The sequence below is a fragment of the Candidatus Berkelbacteria bacterium genome (assembly GCA_016432625.1).
Lineage (GTDB): Bacteria > Patescibacteriota > UBA1384 > 2-12-FULL-50-11 > 2-12-FULL-50-11.
Map to the genome: position 1 here is coordinate 110,091 of CP066697.1, position 14,853 is coordinate 124,943.

At 49.9% G+C, this 14,853-nt stretch carries 22 protein-coding genes and 6 tRNA genes; 7 read left to right on the forward strand and 21 right to left on the reverse strand.

The genetic code is table 11. From position 1 onward, the window contains the following. Positions 1 to 3: 3 nt before the first annotated feature. From HY845_00585 to HY845_00630, 10 genes are all read right to left on the reverse strand, one after another. Complete coding sequence (locus HY845_00585; protein QQG51837.1) at positions 4 to 732, reverse strand: thymidylate kinase; 729 nt, start codon at positions 730 to 732, stop codon at positions 4 to 6. 69 nt (positions 733 to 801) lie between these two features. Then, positions 802 to 1,389 carry a hypothetical protein gene (locus HY845_00590; protein QQG51838.1) on the reverse strand — a complete coding sequence of 196 codons (588 nt, stop codon included), beginning with the start codon at positions 1,387 to 1,389 and terminating at the stop codon, positions 802 to 804. 165 nt (positions 1,390 to 1,554) lie between these two features. Continuing rightward, the gene (locus tag HY845_00595) at positions 1,555 to 1,932 is read right to left on the reverse strand and encodes a hypothetical protein (protein QQG51839.1); all 378 of its coding nucleotides are present in this window, start codon (positions 1,930 to 1,932) and stop codon (positions 1,555 to 1,557) included. Positions 1,933 to 2,108: 176 nt separating this feature from the next. Beyond that, positions 2,109 to 2,369, reverse strand: coding sequence for a hypothetical protein (locus tag HY845_00600; protein ID QQG51840.1), 261 nt, complete (start codon positions 2,367 to 2,369; stop codon positions 2,109 to 2,111). Further along, a complete protein-coding gene (locus HY845_00605) occupies positions 2,366 to 2,959 on the reverse strand; it encodes an HD domain-containing protein (GenBank protein QQG51841.1) in 594 nt (197 codons plus the stop codon). The genes HY845_00600 and HY845_00605 overlap by 4 nt, the downstream gene beginning before the upstream one ends. Before the next feature lie 105 nt (positions 2,960 to 3,064). Continuing rightward, positions 3,065 to 3,135: transfer RNA gene (locus HY845_00610), tRNA-Gly, on the reverse strand. 38 nt (positions 3,136 to 3,173) lie between these two features. Next, positions 3,174 to 3,527: a hypothetical protein gene (locus tag HY845_00615; protein ID QQG51842.1), complete on the reverse strand. Its 354-nt coding sequence runs from the start codon at positions 3,525 to 3,527 to the stop codon at positions 3,174 to 3,176. Positions 3,528 to 3,557: 30 nt separating this feature from the next. Next, entirely contained in the window at positions 3,558 to 3,875 is a 318-nt protein-coding gene (locus HY845_00620; protein ID QQG51843.1) for an MGMT family protein, read from the reverse strand. Continuing rightward, complete coding sequence (locus HY845_00625) at positions 3,875 to 4,387, reverse strand: DUF192 domain-containing protein (protein ID QQG51844.1); 513 nt, start codon at positions 4,385 to 4,387, stop codon at positions 3,875 to 3,877. The genes HY845_00620 and HY845_00625 overlap by 1 nt, the downstream gene beginning before the upstream one ends. Next, entirely contained in the window at positions 4,365 to 4,646 is a 282-nt protein-coding gene (locus HY845_00630) for a hypothetical protein (GenBank protein QQG51845.1), read from the reverse strand. Before HY845_00630 ends, HY845_00625 begins: the two co-directional genes overlap by 23 nt. A 75-nt stretch (positions 4,647 to 4,721) precedes the next feature. Here HY845_00630 and HY845_00635 point away from each other — a divergent pair, with 75 nt between their 5' ends. Beyond that, on the forward strand, positions 4,722 to 5,477 hold the full coding sequence (locus HY845_00635) for a ZIP family metal transporter (protein QQG51846.1): 756 nt from the start codon (positions 4,722 to 4,724) through the stop codon (positions 5,475 to 5,477). Between the two features lie 278 nt (positions 5,478 to 5,755). Here the strand turns inward: HY845_00635 and HY845_00640 are convergent. From HY845_00640 to HY845_00660, 5 genes are all read right to left on the reverse strand, one after another. Further along, positions 5,756 to 5,829, reverse strand: a tRNA-Pro gene (locus HY845_00640). Between the two features lie 56 nt (positions 5,830 to 5,885). After that, positions 5,886 to 6,293, reverse strand: coding sequence for a hypothetical protein (locus tag HY845_00645; protein QQG51847.1), 408 nt, complete (start codon positions 6,291 to 6,293; stop codon positions 5,886 to 5,888). Further along, positions 6,294 to 6,899, reverse strand: a complete 606-nt coding sequence (locus HY845_00650; protein ID QQG51848.1) for a hypothetical protein — start codon at positions 6,897 to 6,899, stop codon at positions 6,294 to 6,296. 8 nt (positions 6,900 to 6,907) lie between these two features. Further along, on the reverse strand, positions 6,908 to 7,594 hold the full coding sequence (locus HY845_00655; GenBank protein ID QQG51849.1) for a hypothetical protein: 687 nt from the start codon (positions 7,592 to 7,594) through the stop codon (positions 6,908 to 6,910). 5 nt (positions 7,595 to 7,599) lie between these two features. Then, positions 7,600 to 7,737 (reverse strand): hypothetical protein, encoded by a 138-nt coding sequence (locus tag HY845_00660; GenBank protein QQG51850.1) that lies wholly within the window; start codon positions 7,735 to 7,737, stop codon positions 7,600 to 7,602. Between the two features lie 249 nt (positions 7,738 to 7,986). Between HY845_00660 and rny the strand changes: the two genes are divergently transcribed. Next, a complete protein-coding gene (gene rny, locus HY845_00665; protein ID QQG51851.1) occupies positions 7,987 to 9,474 on the forward strand; it encodes a ribonuclease Y in 1,488 nt (495 codons plus the stop codon). Between the two features lie 15 nt (positions 9,475 to 9,489). Then, positions 9,490 to 9,705, forward strand: a complete 216-nt coding sequence (locus tag HY845_00670; GenBank protein ID QQG51852.1) for an HU family DNA-binding protein — start codon at positions 9,490 to 9,492, stop codon at positions 9,703 to 9,705. A gap of 5 nt (positions 9,706 to 9,710) precedes the next feature. Here HY845_00670 and HY845_00675 read toward each other — a convergent pair. Both HY845_00675 and HY845_00680 read right to left on the reverse strand, forming a co-directional pair. Continuing rightward, a tRNA-Arg gene (locus HY845_00675) sits at positions 9,711 to 9,783 on the reverse strand. Between the two features lie 52 nt (positions 9,784 to 9,835). Then, positions 9,836 to 10,228, reverse strand: a complete 393-nt coding sequence (locus HY845_00680; protein ID QQG51853.1) for a hypothetical protein — start codon at positions 10,226 to 10,228, stop codon at positions 9,836 to 9,838. 64 nt (positions 10,229 to 10,292) lie between these two features. Between HY845_00680 and HY845_00685 the strand changes: the two genes are divergently transcribed. The 4 genes from HY845_00685 to HY845_00700 all read left to right on the forward strand — a co-directional run bounded on the left by HY845_00685 (position 10,293) and on the right by HY845_00700 (position 13,276). Then, positions 10,293 to 10,368 (forward strand) — tRNA-Pro (locus tag HY845_00685). Further along, positions 10,369 to 11,013 carry a tRNA pseudouridine(55) synthase TruB gene (gene truB, locus HY845_00690; protein ID QQG51854.1) on the forward strand — a complete coding sequence of 215 codons (645 nt, stop codon included), beginning with the start codon at positions 10,369 to 10,371 and terminating at the stop codon, positions 11,011 to 11,013. Positions 11,014 to 11,066: 53 nt separating this feature from the next. Further along, positions 11,067 to 12,107: an AI-2E family transporter gene (locus HY845_00695; protein QQG51855.1), complete on the forward strand. Its 1,041-nt coding sequence runs from the start codon at positions 11,067 to 11,069 to the stop codon at positions 12,105 to 12,107. A gap of 5 nt (positions 12,108 to 12,112) precedes the next feature. Then, on the forward strand, positions 12,113 to 13,276 hold the full coding sequence (locus HY845_00700) for a glycosyltransferase (protein QQG51856.1): 1,164 nt from the start codon (positions 12,113 to 12,115) through the stop codon (positions 13,274 to 13,276). 10 nt (positions 13,277 to 13,286) lie between these two features. Here the strand turns inward: HY845_00700 and HY845_00705 are convergent. The 4 genes from HY845_00705 to HY845_00720 form a co-directional block, all read right to left on the reverse strand. Then, positions 13,287 to 13,360: transfer RNA gene (locus tag HY845_00705), tRNA-Val, on the reverse strand. A gap of 5 nt (positions 13,361 to 13,365) precedes the next feature. Continuing rightward, positions 13,366 to 13,446 (reverse strand) — tRNA-Leu (locus HY845_00710). A 7-nt stretch (positions 13,447 to 13,453) separates the two neighbouring features. Then, entirely contained in the window at positions 13,454 to 14,389 is a 936-nt protein-coding gene (locus HY845_00715) for a bifunctional oligoribonuclease/PAP phosphatase NrnA (protein ID QQG51857.1), read from the reverse strand. Then, a complete protein-coding gene (locus HY845_00720) occupies positions 14,386 to 14,853 on the reverse strand; it encodes a hypothetical protein (GenBank protein QQG51858.1) in 468 nt (155 codons plus the stop codon). The genes HY845_00715 and HY845_00720 overlap by 4 nt, the downstream gene beginning before the upstream one ends.

The window sequence follows — 14,853 nt, forward strand, 5'->3', positions numbered from 1 at the left end:
ATGTCAAGCAAAGTGATACTTCTTGGATACAATACGCCAAACTTTATCGCTAATTTCCTCACGGCTCAGTTGCTCACCGTTCTTAGAACAATCTACAATTGGCCAATTGAAACGCCTAGCTAACTTCGGGTAATAACTATTAACGCTCTCCATGTAAGCTAAGTCTTGCTCGTGTCGGTCGCGTTCGGCGACCTGAGCATGCGTCTTGCCTCCACTTTTGGCCATGAATTCTCGTCTTCGTTTTTCGGTTTGTTCAGCGCGCACCGCTGCCGGTAGTGTCAAGATCAAAACCAAATCTGGCTTAGGCAGCTCGAAATACTCGTGCTGCAAATAGGTTAGAACTTTAATGAAGTGCTCCTGTTCCTTCTTGTTTTTAAACTTGACCGTTTGATGCGCCAAATTGGATTCGACGTAACGATCACAAACCACCCAATTGCCTTTCTTTAATTCAGGGATCATTGAGTTGACGGCAACAACACGGCGGTCGAGCTCATAGAGCATACTTGCCTGCAGCGGATCGCCGGCGATGACTTCATCCAGCGCTTCGCCTCTCCCCAAATAACGGCTTACTAGACCGCCCCAAAAGCTATCGTAATCGGGGAAGGTGTAGAAAATTGCCTTGGCGGGCGAAATCCGTCCCGACTTATTCAGTCTTTCAACGAAGAGTTGAGTTTGCGTCCGTTTGCCAACCCCATCATTGCCGCCGAAAACGATCACTTTACCTTTAGCCATAACTCACATATAGCCGAGTTTTGCATTTAAACGAAGCCCCGCCTTCCTTGCGGTTGGCGGGGTTCGGATTCATCTGCTTCGGCTGCGCCGTCTTTGCGACAGTTTCTCCTTGACGAAGCTTTCGATCATCCGTTTCAGGCGAGCGGAGCGACGGGGCGGTTTCGGGTCTTTGGCCGGTTTCATCCATTTGATACTCCGGCCGATCGGCTCGATGGCCGGATCAGGGTACGGTACGCCATGCGAATCACAAAGGCTGCGGTAACCGGCTTCGTTGACCACGGCGCTGTGGCGATCGTCGCCGTCCCTTTTCCAACGAGGGGCAAGCGAGTTGATCATGCCCATCAGTTCCGATAGTTCTTCAGGACTGCCGTAAAAGGCACTGAGCTGGATCGTTACCCGGTGGGCAAAGTAGGACTGGTCGCGAGCGATTTGATGGACCTCGGGACCAGTTATTTGCTCGGCCAGTTCCGGGTTGATTGCCAGTTCTTCTAGATCGAAGGCCGCCTCGCCCCCGAGGTCTGGAAGTCGGGCACTCTCGACGTAGAGACCCTGAATTTCTAGTATTCGTTTCAGGATTGTTGCCTTCTCATCGGCGCAGTCTTTGGATTTCTCGTTGACGAGGGAGTGACGTCGCAATAGGTAACGTAACTCCCGCATTTCCCTTCTCGTCCTTGCTGGCCTGTCCCGGCCGGGCATTACGCGAAGGAAAAGTTGACCTCGTTCACTATTACGATCATTACTCACGGTTTTCTCCTATATGAAGTACTCCTCGGCACAGCCGAGGCTAAGGTCGAATCACTTCGGCCCTAGCCGAGTTGAGCCTTAGTTGGCGTAAGCTTCAGCGTAAGCGTTGCCGTATTGGTCGACACCGGCGGTTGCCCAGGCGTTGGCGTCCGCGGTTGCCCGAGTCTCGTAGCTGATAGTAACGACCGCTTGATCGGCAATTACGGCACTACGACTAGCAGGCTTGGCTTGTCGTCTTTTTGGCGTGGCGGGCTTAGCAGGTTTCTGTGGCGCAGGGGGCGTTGGAGTAACTTGTAGGGTAGGCGTCGGAGCCGGTATAGCTTGCTCAACTTTTTTATCGTCAGTTTTTTTGACAATTTCATTAGGTCGTTTTATCGCGACGGCAATTGCCCAGACGAACCCAACTACAAAAATCGCGAAGGCGATAGCGAGAATTACTTTAACCACATTAGTCATTGTGACTGGAGTTTAACGAAAATTACCCGAGCTGTCCAGAGTAACGATCGTAAAAATAAAGGAACGACCGCTGCCGCGGTCGAACCAAATTCAACATTATTTTATGCAGCCATTGTCCTACCCGAAGTCCAAAATTAATATGGCAATTCTTATAAAAAGAGCCCTCGCGCGTAATATTAAAGAAGTTGAGCGAGTGCGATTAAGGCGATTAGCGCCCAGATGATATTTAGGGCCGCCGGCTGGTAGTCCTTTTTGGCTACAGAATGGAAGATTATCCCAATAGCCCCAATAAAGTTGAGGATCTGATAGGTGCTTGTTTGGCTAGCGAAAACATCGAAGCTCACCATCGCATATGCCAGGATAATTAAGGCAACGCTGAGCCAGCCGATAATCTCTATTATTAGATGGGTTTTTTGACGTGACGAAGACAGCTTCATCGTTTCCAGTCCCCAGAGTTGTGGCGGTTTCGCGCTTGGAAATGCCAAGCGTGCGGATCGGCGTTCTCGATCTCGTCCCAAAGAGTCTTAGCGGTTTTAGTATAGAGTTTGTGTCCTTTAACTTGTTGTCGTCGTCGCGCACCCCACAACTTTTTTAGAGGGCTACCGTGGACTTGTTGCTCCCGGAGTTCGAGTTCAACGTCCAAGGTGTCAGCGTCTTTGACAATTTTCGCTTCGATGCAATCGAACCGTTCGTATTCTTCCCAGATATCGACGAACTCTTTAAGCGAAGTAGAGGCCAGCATATCGTTAATAGCCAATTGCTCGTTTCGCGTTGTGTAGAGCCGAGAAACGTAATGTACGTCCCCCGTGCGAGACTCGGGGAGATCGTGCACTAGAGCCATTTTCAAGAGCTTCTCGCCGTTTACTTCTTTTTCCTTGGACGCAATGAGCAGAGCAACCCACATCAGACGGAAAGTGTGTTCGCTGACGTTGGCAAAATCGGCTCCTAAAAACTGACGCCATGTCCGTTGCACATGACGCAGAGTCCCTACTTCGAAGAGAAAGTTAATATCACTAACCTTTGGCATAGTCAGACTGTATCACGAACCAGGGCCGTCGCAACTGAGCGGGTAACGGGAATTTTCGCTACGCTCAACTTTACGCAAATAACTTGCGTAAAGCCGAACTCGTCGAGCGGGTAACGGGAATCGAACCCGTAACCTCTCCTTGGAAGGGAGATATTTAACCATTAAACTATACCCGCAATTTCTCGGTAATTTTCTCAGAAATAGCCAAGTAAATCTACCGGCCGCGGGCCATCTCAAAGACAGCTTTTAGCGCAACGATTAAAATTGCCGGCGCCACGAATTGGGTGATGTTCCACAGGATCGCATCCATGTAACCGCCGACCCATGGTAGTGATTGGACGCCGCCGCTACCTACTACTAGAAGGGCGATACCGGCAACCAGAAATTTTGTCGTCTCACGAGCACTGATATTAAGAAAGCCGATTACCAACCCAAGTCCCGCCATGGTGGGCGTTACCCACGGCGCCTCTGCCCCACCGGGCGATACAGCCAACACGATCGCTGCAATTAAACCAGCAAAAAATGCCCATTCTCCCCAAGTTGTTTCCTGAACCTTTTGTTCTGCCATTTGTCCTCCTTATTAACTATTGAAGCACGTTTACATTCCCGCCTGCCAACCGTACTTCTTTAAGTCTACCCAAAACTGGCCGTTTTGTTCGGACACGGTAACGCCATCTTCTTGTAATAACCCGGCCTGCATGGCTGGCGGGTGCTCTAGGCAAGTTGTGGAAATCATGCCTTTAGAATTGATTACCCTTTGCCACGGCAAGTTATAGACTTCCGTTTGATGATGAAGGATCTGCCCCACAACAATTGCTGCTCGGGGTGTGCCGGCAAGCGCCGCGACCTGCCCGTACGTAGCAACTTTGCCCCGTGGAATCGATTTGATTATTTTCACTACCTTAGAGGCGAACATTAAATCTGATTGAGTTCAAGAATCGTAACCGCGTCACCAACGTTGAAGTACTGGCTTTGCCCAGCGTTAAGCTCGAGAACGTAATCTACCGGCGCCGGTGGGCGATAATTTGGCAAATCTTGAGGCTGGGCACCAATTTTTGGCGGCGGCGCGTTCTTTTCAACGCCAATGACCTTGCCGTTGGCAATCCAGACAATATCAAGCGCAAACCGCATGTCTTTCATCCAGAAAGGTACGGTTTGAGGCGGCGAAAAGGGGAAGATCATTGCGTCGGTCTCTGGCATTGAGTCGCGACCGGATAATCCCAGAGCTTGTTCCTCAGTAGTTTTAGCAACCTCGGCGTTATAGTTACGATTATTAATCGTCACCAAACTCACCTTCTTTTGAACTTGCCGCGCATCGTTCTCATAAGCGCGAAAACTTGCCGGACCACTGAATGCCCGGTAGAGGAACGCGAAAATCAGGCCAAAAGCCAGTAGCGTCACAACGCTAATGAGGATTTTTTTGTTCATCTTCCTTGTCCCCTCCCCATTGCAGCCTCGGCTTTTCGCCGGTAACGAAGGTAATTATTAGTAGAACCAGAGTTAGTCCAATAAGCGGCAAGAAGAATTCAATCAAACTGTCGCTCACAGAGTGTGAGCCCCCATCGATTTTAAGAAAGATTGAAACCAGGCCACCGGTATAAACGCCCAAAACTAGCCAGCCTTGCCACGATGCAGGATACCAACCGTAACCGTACTTTTTTCGCCGGAACCAATAGTTCTTTTCCATGCCGGCTCAGTATACCCGACGACCAAGGTTCACGACAGTCGACGAGGTGGCTTTAACTCGGGTAGAATATCAATAATGTCGAATGCCTGGTTTGCCACAATTGCGTCTGTGACAGTTGTCAGTCTTGTCTCTTTGATCGGAGCATTCGTTATCGCTGTTCATGACCGCAGGAGTGAGGATGAAGAATATTCGCCCTTCATGCATTTTCTGATTGCTCTGGCCGTTGGCGCCCTACTCGGTGACGCAATGATCCACCTTTTACCTGAGGCATTTGCCGAGGCCGGACAAATAGCCTCACTCTATGTTGGCGGCGGGTTCATTGTCTTTCTTATTCTGGAGAAGTTCCTACACTGGCGTCATCACCATCGGCAACAAGTTAAAAACCGTATTGAGCCTGTCGGCGTGATGAACCTAGTTGGTGACGGCCTCCACAATTTTATTGACGGAGCGCTAATTGCCGCTTCGTATCTAATATCCTTTCCAATCGGCTTGGCAACCACAATTGCCGTCGTCTTGCACGAGATTCCGCAAGAGTTAGGCGATTACGCCATCCTGCGCAGTGCCGGGTTCAGTAAGCGCTCGGCCATCTTCTTTAACTTCGTATCCGCCTTGTTCGCTATCGTTGGTGCCGTCGTCGTACTCTCGACGACAATTAATGTTATCGCTACCGCGCCCCTCATACTTGCGTTCACGGCGGGTGGATTCATCTATATCGTCCTAATTCTATTGAAAAAACTTGGCGAAGAACTAACGGCCAGTCGGACGTTTGGACATATTGCCTCTATCGTCCTCGGCATCCTACTGATGTGGGCGTTGAAGTTTATCGAGTAAGTTATCCCGCCCTGGTTGATCTTACACGGCAAAATACTATAATACCCAAGTGAAAAAGCTCCTTATCTTGGCAAGAATCGTACGCCACTTGCCGCAACTCATTTCGATCCAGTATCGGATATGGCGGCTTCGGCGCGAGCGACGAGACATCCTTCGCCATGGCGCACGGAGGATCATTCATCTCACGCCGGAACAGCGCAAGCTCATGGGATTCCCCGAGTAGTGGCGGACCCCCGATCCGGCGATGCGGGCACGAACGTTGTGCCCGCATTTTTTTGTCGGGGTGGTGAGACTCGAACTCACGACCTCCTGCTCCCAAAGCAGGCACGCTAGCCAACTGCGCCACACCCCGAATACCCACAATTCTACCTGTTCACAGGCTAAAAATGAAGAGAGTAGCGACCTTTTCTAGAGATAGATCCGGCCAATGGTGAAGATGGCGATAAAAGCAATTAAAGACGCCCAGGCAAGAGATGTGAGCCCTTTTGTTGCATTGCCGTTACCGGTAAGCGCCGCTTCGACTTTCGCGTTAATTAGCCGAACCGCGACAAAATAATCAAGGGCGATTAATACGAGTTTAGCCCAAAACAATTTGTCACCCTTAAGCTCCGCCCAGTCCTCAAAGGCAAGGTAAAGCCCCGCCAAAACCGTCACGCCCATGGCATAAACGCCGAAACGGCGAATAATCTGAATCGCTTTCAGCCTAGTTTCATCGAGAGGCTTACCAAGCGCCAAAGCTAGTGAGAAAAAGACGATCCCCAAGACTACCGCTGCGCCGAACAGATGTATTAGTAGGACTAAACGGTGCACACTCATCTACGGGGCGATCTTGAAGGTAGCGACGACGTTTTTGGCATCAGCGTAAACGGCGCTTAGATCATCAGGAATTGCCTGAGCTTGACTCCAGCCCCAGTAGTAGTTGGCGTTATGACCCATTTCGGTCGGCTTATTGGCCTCTTCTTGAGAAGCAGTCCATTGCGCCGGCGAGTAGACGCTTACGGCAAAAACACTGGCGTATTTCGCGTCGTGGTCAGTAGCGGCCGTTGTCCAGACGGTATCAGACGAGGTTGTTGGCATCGTGACGTAGCAAGTGATGATGGCGTAGTCAGGCTTTACTTCCTTGATCTTATACCCTGTCCATTTGTCACCAAATTCCAGGGAAAAGGCATATGCTTTATCGCCACAAGCGAGATTACTGACTGTGGCCGTTTCTGTTGTTGTCGTGCTCGTGCTTTCCGTTGTCGTCGCGGTGTCAGACTTTTTGACTTTCTGTGCCGAGTAATCAGTAGTGTCAGGCTGGCTGTAAGTTGCCTGAATAAAGTACGCTAAGGCGCCAATAACAACCAAGGCAAAAATCAACAGCACTACCTTCATGCTAGTCGTGGCGTTGTCGTGGCCATCAAGATGCTCGTTTAATTCCATGTTCCTCCTTAAATTACTTCCAATTTATCAACTAAGTTGCAGCAACTGCAGCCCCGCCCGGCGTGAACTTGGAAACCAAGCTTCACCATTACGGGCTTGTCTTTTGTTGAGGCTAAAAGTTTCACCTGGCTTGCAGCGTCGGTTAGGTCTCCAGTGTCACTAACGATTTTACTATTCTCATAGCAACCACAGCCTAGTTGGTAGGTGCCTGCTGCGGCACTATTGACAGTGTTCCCATCGCTAATTTGCTTATCAAGCGCGGCCTTGAACTTTTCGTCCTGAAATTTAGTAACTGTTAGATAGGCACGATTTTTCGTTAGTGGCTCGTCGCCCTCGAGGGCCATATTCTCTTCTTTTTGCGTTAAGTAGCCGCAGACTAGGGTATCAAACTCTTCGCCGCCCCCAAGGTCGTATGTGGTCGCGGTTTTGAGAGTGACGGTCGTTTTTGTAAAGTCGCAATCGTCAGTGGTGGTCTCGGTCGTGGCGGTTTCGGTTGCGTCATTTGTCGCAGCGGCATCTTTGACCGTCTTTGCAGAGTAATCTGTTGAGTCCGGCGTGGTATTGGTTTGGTAAACAAAATAGCCCAGCGCAGCGATCAAGACGACGGCAAAAATAAGTAGTAGCACTTTCAGCGACGTTGTCGCGTGTTCGTGTCCTTCGAACGGCTCGTGCAGATCCATATCCCCCTCTTTCATTTTAATTATTGCCCCTCTTCGGCGTGGTACTCAATCCCATAAATAATGGCATCGCTCTTAGCTACCATCATGCTTAAGGTGCCAATCAGTAGCAAAGCGAATATAAGCAACGATACTTTTAGGGTGGTTGAGGCCTCCTCCATCTCTTCACCAGCTTACGCGGAGCGTGGCCAACCTGTCAATCTGGTCGCGTTGACGCTCAAACCCGGCAGAAATATGCGCACCGGGATATTCCATCCCTAGCGAAAGCGCCTCAGCGGCGCTATACCCGCCGGGATATTCCATCCCTAGGGAAAGTCGGCGCGCTTTACGATATGCACCGCGCCGACTATACTGTCCTAAGCTAATAAAATAATAATTTAACCTACCAATGATTCAGAAAGGAATTCATTATGACACCGTTAACAATCGCCATCCTGGCAGGGCTGGGGGGTCTTGCGGTTGGCTATGTTGTGCGTCAAGTGCTTTTGACAAGGAGCCAGGAGGAAGTCGAAGCTAAGCGCAAAGAAATTCTCCTTGCTGCGAAAGAAGAGGCTCTTAAACTAAAAGAAGAAGGCAAAAAAGAGCTCGAAGATAAATCTAAAGACATCACCAAGGCCGAGGCCCAACTGCGGGAGCGGGAATCTTCTATCGAGCGTCGGATGGAAAAGATCGAGGCCGAGAAGGCCGATCTGGAAGTTCAAGCCCAAGATCTCGAAGCTAGTCGTCAGGAAGTTAGTCGGTTGCGGGAGCAGGAAGAGACTGAACTAGAAAAACTTGCCAAATTAAACAAAGAGGACGCCCGCGAACTGTTGCTCGGCAAAATTGAAAAAGATTACTCCGACGACATGATCCGTAAGATTCGTTCGATGCGCGAGACCATGAAGAAACACTGGGAGCAAGAAGCGCGCGAAATCATCACTACCGTTATCGAACGCATGGCGACAGAACAGACTGCTGAAATGACAGTCACTTCCGTTTCTCTGCCAAACGATGAGATAAAAGGCAAAATTATCGGTAAAGAAGGTCGCAATATTCAGGCATTCGAGAAAGCAACGGGCGTTGATTTGGTAATCGATGAAACGCCAGAGACGGTCCTTATTTCAAGCTTCGATCCGATCCGCCGCGCAGTGGCCGTTAAAGCCCTGCAAGCATTAATAAAAGACGGCCGGATTCAGCCAACTAAAATTGAGGAACTTGTTAAAAAAGCTCAAGACCAAGTTGAAGACGAAATCCGCGAAGCTGGAGAGGCCGCCGTACAGGAGGTTGGTATTACCGGTCTGCACCAGGAGTTGATCAGACTGCTTGGCTCAATGAAGTTTCGTACTAGTTACGGTCAGAACCAGTTAGCCCACGCGATTGAAGTTGCTCATATTGCCGCGCTTCTTGCCAAAGAAGTTGGCGCCGATGTGAATATCACCAAAAAGGGTGCGTTACTGCACGATATCGGTAAAGCAATTTCCCACGAGTACGAAGGCTCGCACATTGAGGCCGGCGTTGAACTGGCCCGCAAGTACGGCTTAAGCGAAGAGGTTGTCCATTGTATTGAGGCTAGCCACGAAGAAGTTGACGCCAAATCATTGGAAGCGATCTTGTCGCGCACAGCTGATGCAATTTCATCGGCTCGCCCTGGAGCTCGTCGCGAATCCACGGAGCAACATATAAAACGAATGACTGAGCTAGAGAATATTGCTAACTCATTCACTGGAGTTGAGAAATCATTCGCTATTCAAGCTGGCCGCGAGATCCGCGTTTTGGTGCGCCCAGAGCAGATTGATGATCTGACAGCCATGAAGCTAGCGCGTGATATAGCCAATAAAATTGAAGCCGACTTACAATACCCGGGCACGGTTAAAGTCAACGTAATTCGCGAGACGCGGTTTGCCGAACTAGCCCGCTAGAGGTACGCTAGAGCCATGGATAAAGCCGAACTAGCGAAAAAACTCGCTTCCAAGTCGCGCCTCAACGAGAAAGAAGCCACCGAATTTATCGAGTCGTTTACAGAAGTCATGGCCGAATACTTCAAAAAGGGTGAAAAAGTAGTGATTGCCGAGTTTGGCAGTTTCACGATTGGTGACAATAAAACAGTTCAGTTCAACCCATCAGCCAAGCTCAAGGATTTAGTCGGTTAGAATTGTGCCCTCGGTAGGAGTTGCACCTACGACCAACTCCTTAGGACGGAGCTGCTCTGTCTACTGAGCTACGAGGGCAAAAAGGCGGGGCGACCGAAGCCGCCCCTTTATTGTAGTCCCTTGCGGGACACTAGTCTCGACGAGAGGGGTCCATCTCTTCCTGTTTGCTGGTCCCGACGTATAACATCAGCCAAACGAACACTTCCCAGGCAGCCAACAGGCTGATCTTAAGCTCCACCCAAAAGCCAAAACGTGGCTGGTCCGACCTGCTTGCTTCCTGAGGAATGTTTGGCAGCTGCCAAAGTACCTCCCAAGCTGCGAGTAAGCCAATCCAGAAGTTCTCACGACGCGACAATTTCCTTTGTTCCGTCACTTCGAGAGTTAGTCTTGGTTGAGTGAGAAGCTCAGACTTTGGGGTGCCGAGCGGCAATGATGCCAAGTCGAGAGTATGTGACCCTTCTTCAATGATTGTTGGGTACGTATCTGCTAGTGTGGGCTCGCCCACCTTGCCCTCCGTCCTCATCCTTGTTGGAGAGTGGATGAATTGTACTGCAACAGGTATAATTGTCAAGCATTTGAGCTGTTTTCGGGCTGTGGCGCAGTTGGTAGCGCGCGCGATTCGGGTTCGCGAGGTCGTGGGTTCAAATCCCGCCAGCCCGACCAATGAATATTCCGCCAAGCGGCAAACTTTTCGCGATCTACAAACCTAAAGGACCAAGCTCCCACGACGTTTTGTACCCGCTCAAGCGCAAGTATAAAGGTGAAAAAGTCGGCCATGCCGGCACGCTTGACCCGCTTGCAAGTGGGGTATTAGTTGTTGCCGTAGGGCGTCAAGCCACTAAAAAGCTCCACTTGGCAGAATTTTCGGAAAAAGAATATGTCACCACCATTAAACTTGGTGCTTACAGTACAACTGACGACGACGAGGGGGGAAAAGAAGACATTGCTGTCTCGGAAGCTCCCTCGCTCGATACAGTGAAACGCGCTGTTCGCAGTTTTGTAGGGCAGATCAGCCAAGTTCCGCCACAATTTAGTGCCGTTAAGAAAGCTGGCCAGCCGGCCTATAAGGGGGCGCGACGTGGCGAGCGGGTCGAGCTCGCGCCACGGCCAGTGGAAGTTAAGGGCATAGATATCATTGAATATAATTGGCCGCTGTTGAAGCTGCGCGTCGTGACTGGTCGCGGCGTTTATATCCGCTCTCTCGCTCGCGATATTGGCAAGGCGCTAAAAACGGGTGGTTTTGTACTCGAGCTTGAGCGGACACGTGTTGGGAATTTCCGTCGAGAAGATGCAATAGAGAGTCTCTAACTAGCCACTTGGCCGGTTTTTCTCTACACTAGGCCTATGGATAGGATGACCAGATGAACAGAATAGATATCTCAACTTCGACCATGCTGCGCTTCCTTCTGATCCTACTTGGACTTTGGTTGCTTTACGTGACGCGCGATATTCTGGTTCTGCTTTTCATGGTTTTGATTATAGTTGCCGCACTCTCGCCGACAGTAGACCGTTGGGCGCGCTATCTGACGAGACCGGGTGCTGTAGTAGCAATTTTCCTACTAATCTTTGTTTTCCTAGCCTTAATTTTCTCACTACTAATTCCGCCATTTGTTGAACAGCTGCGAGAATTCAGCCTGAACTTACCGCTCTATGCCGACCAGTTGAGTCGGACTGACAATCCAGGGTTTATCGAAGCGTTGATTAATATAATCAAAGACAACTTAAACGCTATTTCTTCACAACTAAGTAACTTTGGTACCAATGTTCTGTCGCGCACCGTTGGCGTCATTAGCGGGGTTGTAGCGGTAGTCACTGTAATCGTGCTCAGCTTCTATCTGTTGCTCGAAGAAGAGGGCTTGCGAAAGATTTATCGAGGCCTCTTGCCTGATGAGTGGCACGTACCGTTCACAGAGATAACTCGCAAGATCGCGATTAAATTAGGAGCCTGGCTGCGCGGGCAAGTGACGTTAATGGCGGTTGTGGGGTTACTGACCAGCGTCGGATTATTACTAATTGGCCAGCCGTATGCCTTAACGCTTGGTGTTTGGTCCGGGCTGACCGAAGTCGTGCCAATTGTTGGTCCATGGATCGGTGCAGTTCCAGGTGTCGTTATCGGTTTAACCGATTCACCGTTGCAGGGTTTTCTAGCACTGGTCGTTTACGTTGTCGTTCAGCAGCTTGAAAACACGATTTTGGTGCCGAAGATCATGGGTAAAGCCGTTGGCCTCAATCCGTTTGTTGTTATCGTTGCCATCCTTGTTGGCGGCAAGCTCTACGGCTTAACGGGTGTCTTATTGTCGGTGCCGCTAGCCGCCGCCATTAGCGTCATAGTTGAAGACTGGGCTGTTATTCATCAAACAGTGCGTCCCCGCGGCAAACAGAAATCTCTAGAGCAGGTCTGAAGTCGATGAAAATTCTAGTCGGGTCACTTACCTACCCGTTACCAAACGGAGTGACTAACTCCATTAACGTTTCTTTGGACGGGTTTAAAGAAGCTGGCCATGAGCTAATAGTCGTTGCGCCGGACTACGGGACTGGCAAGTTTAGGCCTGAGCACTATCCAGTGGCGTCCTCAAGGATACTGGAAATTGTTAGCGGTTCGTATGGAAACGGCGAACGATTCTTTTCGCTTAAGGCGGCTGGACAGATTCAGCGCATAATCGCCGAGCTGAATCCTGACGCCTATTGGCTACACACAGTTACTTGGGCGCCCAATATTTTTGAGGTAATAATGGCTCAGCAGCGAAAGCCGCGTGTTGTAACTTATCACACAAATATCGATTACTACGGACGAGTCTACGCTGGCGCTGTTGGGGAAAAGCATATGGCTGAACGCAGTCGTGAAGTCTGTCAGGCCGTTGAACAAATTATTGTCCCAAGCCACCAAATTGAGGAGAAGCTACGCGCGCTTGATGTTAGTAAGCCAATCGCGGTTATCCCTACGGGTATTCCACCAGCTCACGGGGCCTTAACGCCGAAAGAGCTCCGTCAGCGTTATTCAATTCCTCAGGAAAACAAGGTCTTACTTTTCACAGGTCGTTTGGTTCGTGAAAAAAATATTTCCGGCTTAATACAAATGATGGCTGATTTGTGTAAGCTTCGCTCTGACGTATCGCTACTATTGATAGGACCGGGCGTCCACAAAGATTTTGAAACGGAGGCCGAAAGCTTAGGGGTCAAAAAAAATATTGTCATGGCTGGCCAAGCCTCTGCCCAGGAAGTTCGGCGTCACTACCCAGCCGCAGACGCGTTCGTCTCTGCCTCGCAGCACGAAACCCAGGGCCTAGTCATCGGCGAGGCGATGTACGCGGGATTGCCGGTAATTGCGCTTGATTCGCCGATACGGGAAGAGTTTTATCCTCAAAGCGTGGCGGTTGTCGTATCAGAACAAGCGTCATTTGCTGCTTCGGTGAACAAAGTTTTAAACGATGAAAAGTTAGCGCTTAAACTCACTGAGGCGGGTAAGAAGTTCTTTGCCAAAAACTTCGCGGTTCAACTAATGATTGATAGACAGATTAAGTTGTTCAATAGTGTTGTCGGCCCAGCTACACCCAAGCCGCCAACATCTTAGACGTAAAGTGTGGGTGATTGAGGATTCGAACCTCAGACCTCTTCGGTGTAAACGAAGCGCTCTAACCAACTGAGCTAATCACCCAAATGTAGGCGGGGTGGGACTCGAACCCACAAGCCTTGCGGCAGCGGATTTTAAGTCCGCCGCGTATACCGTTCCGCCACCCGCCCATATGAGCTAGTTAATTTTACCGGAAAGGAGTTCTTTTGTCGCGAGGAAACCACTCGCTTTTTGCGTGCCCCGTCCACCGAAATATTTAACTAATCGTCGCAAATCAATGTTTGGTTTTCGAGTTCTCAGACTAACTTTCCAGCCCTTATCTACCTCAACTAGCACCATCGCCACCTTGGCGCCTTGTAACATGACTAGGTTATTAGCTAAACCGGCCGCGTCCTCAACGCTGGAGCCTACTTTTTCAAGCGTCGATCGATCCACTTTAGCGACGGCTATGCCCAGTTTGTTGATAAGCGTATTGGAAAGCACCTCGCCCCATAAGCGTGTTTTAAACAGCGTCCGTCTAGATTCAAAAGCCTGGTGGAGCAGCTCCAAGTTGGCGCCATGGCTGATTAATCGACTGGCCATGCGCAAGGTCTCGCTCGAAGTATTTGGGTGTCGAAAGCCGCCGGTGTCGGTATATATTCCGAGCAATAGACAGTCCGCTACTTTGCCATTAATTGGCACACGCAACTCGTGCAAGCAACGCCCAATAAGTTCCGCCGTCGAACTGACACCGGGGTCATGTACTGAAGCGTCAACGTGCTTACCTATGCTACAGCCGGAGTGATGGTCAAACGCAATGATACGACGTTTCTCTAACTTTGCTTTATTCAGGGCGTCTTCGAAACCGGTCCGATGCCATTGAGCGCAATCTAATAGGACGACTAGCCCCTTATTCTGTGAGAATTCACGTCCAATGGGCACTTTGCCTAAAAGTGGCAAGAAAACTTCTGGTACGGTAGTTGCGCAAACAATCTCAACTTTCTTCCTGTGTCTAAAAGCGTGGAAGAGCGCGGCTGCGCTACCCAGCGCGTCACCGTCAGGACGTTCATGGACAACAATACTTAGAGACGTAGAGCGATATACTTCCTGGCAGACGTCTTTCCAGCCAGTCATTCGGTCAGCCGATAAAGTTCGCGTCCCTCCAAAGGCAACGTAGCCTCGGTTAATTTCAATATATCTCGGTCTTCAATTTTCAGGGCCCCTTGAATTTCTTCTATAGGAGTCTGGAAACAAAATACAACAACATTCGGATCGTACGTTTCTAATAGCTCGTTGGTTTTCGGTTTGTCTAGTGTAGAAATGGCGGGGTCAATTAGGAGGATGTTACAAGGACTAAACTGACTTTTTTCAAAAGACGTCGGCTTGTCGGCACTGAAAATGTAGGCAATCTGTAGTTTTTCCCAAACAAGTAGTGCCGCTTGAGTGCCGTAAACAATCTCTACGCCCTCGACTTCGTACTCGCCTGGTTCGTCGAATGCTTGATCCTCAAGCTTTATCTTGCCGCCGGCAAGAGTAATGGTTCGCGACCGGTCCGTTAGTTCGTATTCGCCGTTTTTGGCTACGCGAATTTGGACCAT

Coding starts and splice junctions, on each gene's coding strand:
- HY845_00625 (QQG51844.1), bottom strand. CDS start 4,387: ATGAACAAAAAAATCCTCATTAGCGTTGTGACGCTACTGGCTTTTGGC.
- HY845_00700 (QQG51856.1), top strand. CDS start 12,113: ATGAAAATTCTAGTCGGGTCACTTACCTACCCGTTACCAAACGGAGTG.
- HY845_00635 (QQG51846.1), top strand. CDS start 4,722: ATGTCGAATGCCTGGTTTGCCACAATTGCGTCTGTGACAGTTGTCAGT.
- HY845_00650 (QQG51848.1), bottom strand. CDS start 6,899: ATGGAATTAAACGAGCATCTTGATGGCCACGACAACGCCACGACTAGC.
- HY845_00670 (QQG51852.1), top strand. CDS start 9,490: ATGGATAAAGCCGAACTAGCGAAAAAACTCGCTTCCAAGTCGCGCCTC.
- HY845_00655 (QQG51849.1), bottom strand. CDS start 7,594: ATGAAAGAGGGGGATATGGATCTGCACGAGCCGTTCGAAGGACACGAA.
- HY845_00620 (QQG51843.1), bottom strand. CDS start 3,875: ATGTTCGCCTCTAAGGTAGTGAAAATAATCAAATCGATTCCACGGGGC.
- HY845_00615 (QQG51842.1), bottom strand. CDS start 3,527: ATGGCAGAACAAAAGGTTCAGGAAACAACTTGGGGAGAATGGGCATTT.
- HY845_00660 (QQG51850.1), bottom strand. CDS start 7,737: ATGGAGGAGGCCTCAACCACCCTAAAAGTATCGTTGCTTATATTCGCT.
- HY845_00600 (QQG51840.1), bottom strand. CDS start 2,369: ATGAAGCTGTCTTCGTCACGTCAAAAAACCCATCTAATAATAGAGATT.
- HY845_00715 (QQG51857.1), bottom strand. CDS start 14,389: ATGACTGGCTGGAAAGACGTCTGCCAGGAAGTATATCGCTCTACGTCT.
- truB (QQG51854.1), top strand. CDS start 10,369: ATGAATATTCCGCCAAGCGGCAAACTTTTCGCGATCTACAAACCTAAA.
- HY845_00590 (QQG51838.1), bottom strand. CDS start 1,389: ATGCGGGAGTTACGTTACCTATTGCGACGTCACTCCCTCGTCAACGAG.
- HY845_00630 (QQG51845.1), bottom strand. CDS start 4,646: ATGGAAAAGAACTATTGGTTCCGGCGAAAAAAGTACGGTTACGGTTGG.
- rny (QQG51851.1), top strand. CDS start 7,987: ATGACACCGTTAACAATCGCCATCCTGGCAGGGCTGGGGGGTCTTGCG.
- HY845_00595 (QQG51839.1), bottom strand. CDS start 1,932: ATGACTAATGTGGTTAAAGTAATTCTCGCTATCGCCTTCGCGATTTTT.
- HY845_00585 (QQG51837.1), bottom strand. CDS start 732: ATGGCTAAAGGTAAAGTGATCGTTTTCGGCGGCAATGATGGGGTTGGC.
- HY845_00720 (QQG51858.1), bottom strand. CDS start 14,853: ATGGTCCAAATTCGCGTAGCCAAAAACGGCGAATACGAACTAACGGAC.
- HY845_00605 (QQG51841.1), bottom strand. CDS start 2,959: ATGCCAAAGGTTAGTGATATTAACTTTCTCTTCGAAGTAGGGACTCTG.
- HY845_00645 (QQG51847.1), bottom strand. CDS start 6,293: ATGAGTGTGCACCGTTTAGTCCTACTAATACATCTGTTCGGCGCAGCG.
- HY845_00680 (QQG51853.1), bottom strand. CDS start 10,228: ATGAGGACGGAGGGCAAGGTGGGCGAGCCCACACTAGCAGATACGTAC.
- HY845_00695 (QQG51855.1), top strand. CDS start 11,067: ATGAACAGAATAGATATCTCAACTTCGACCATGCTGCGCTTCCTTCTG.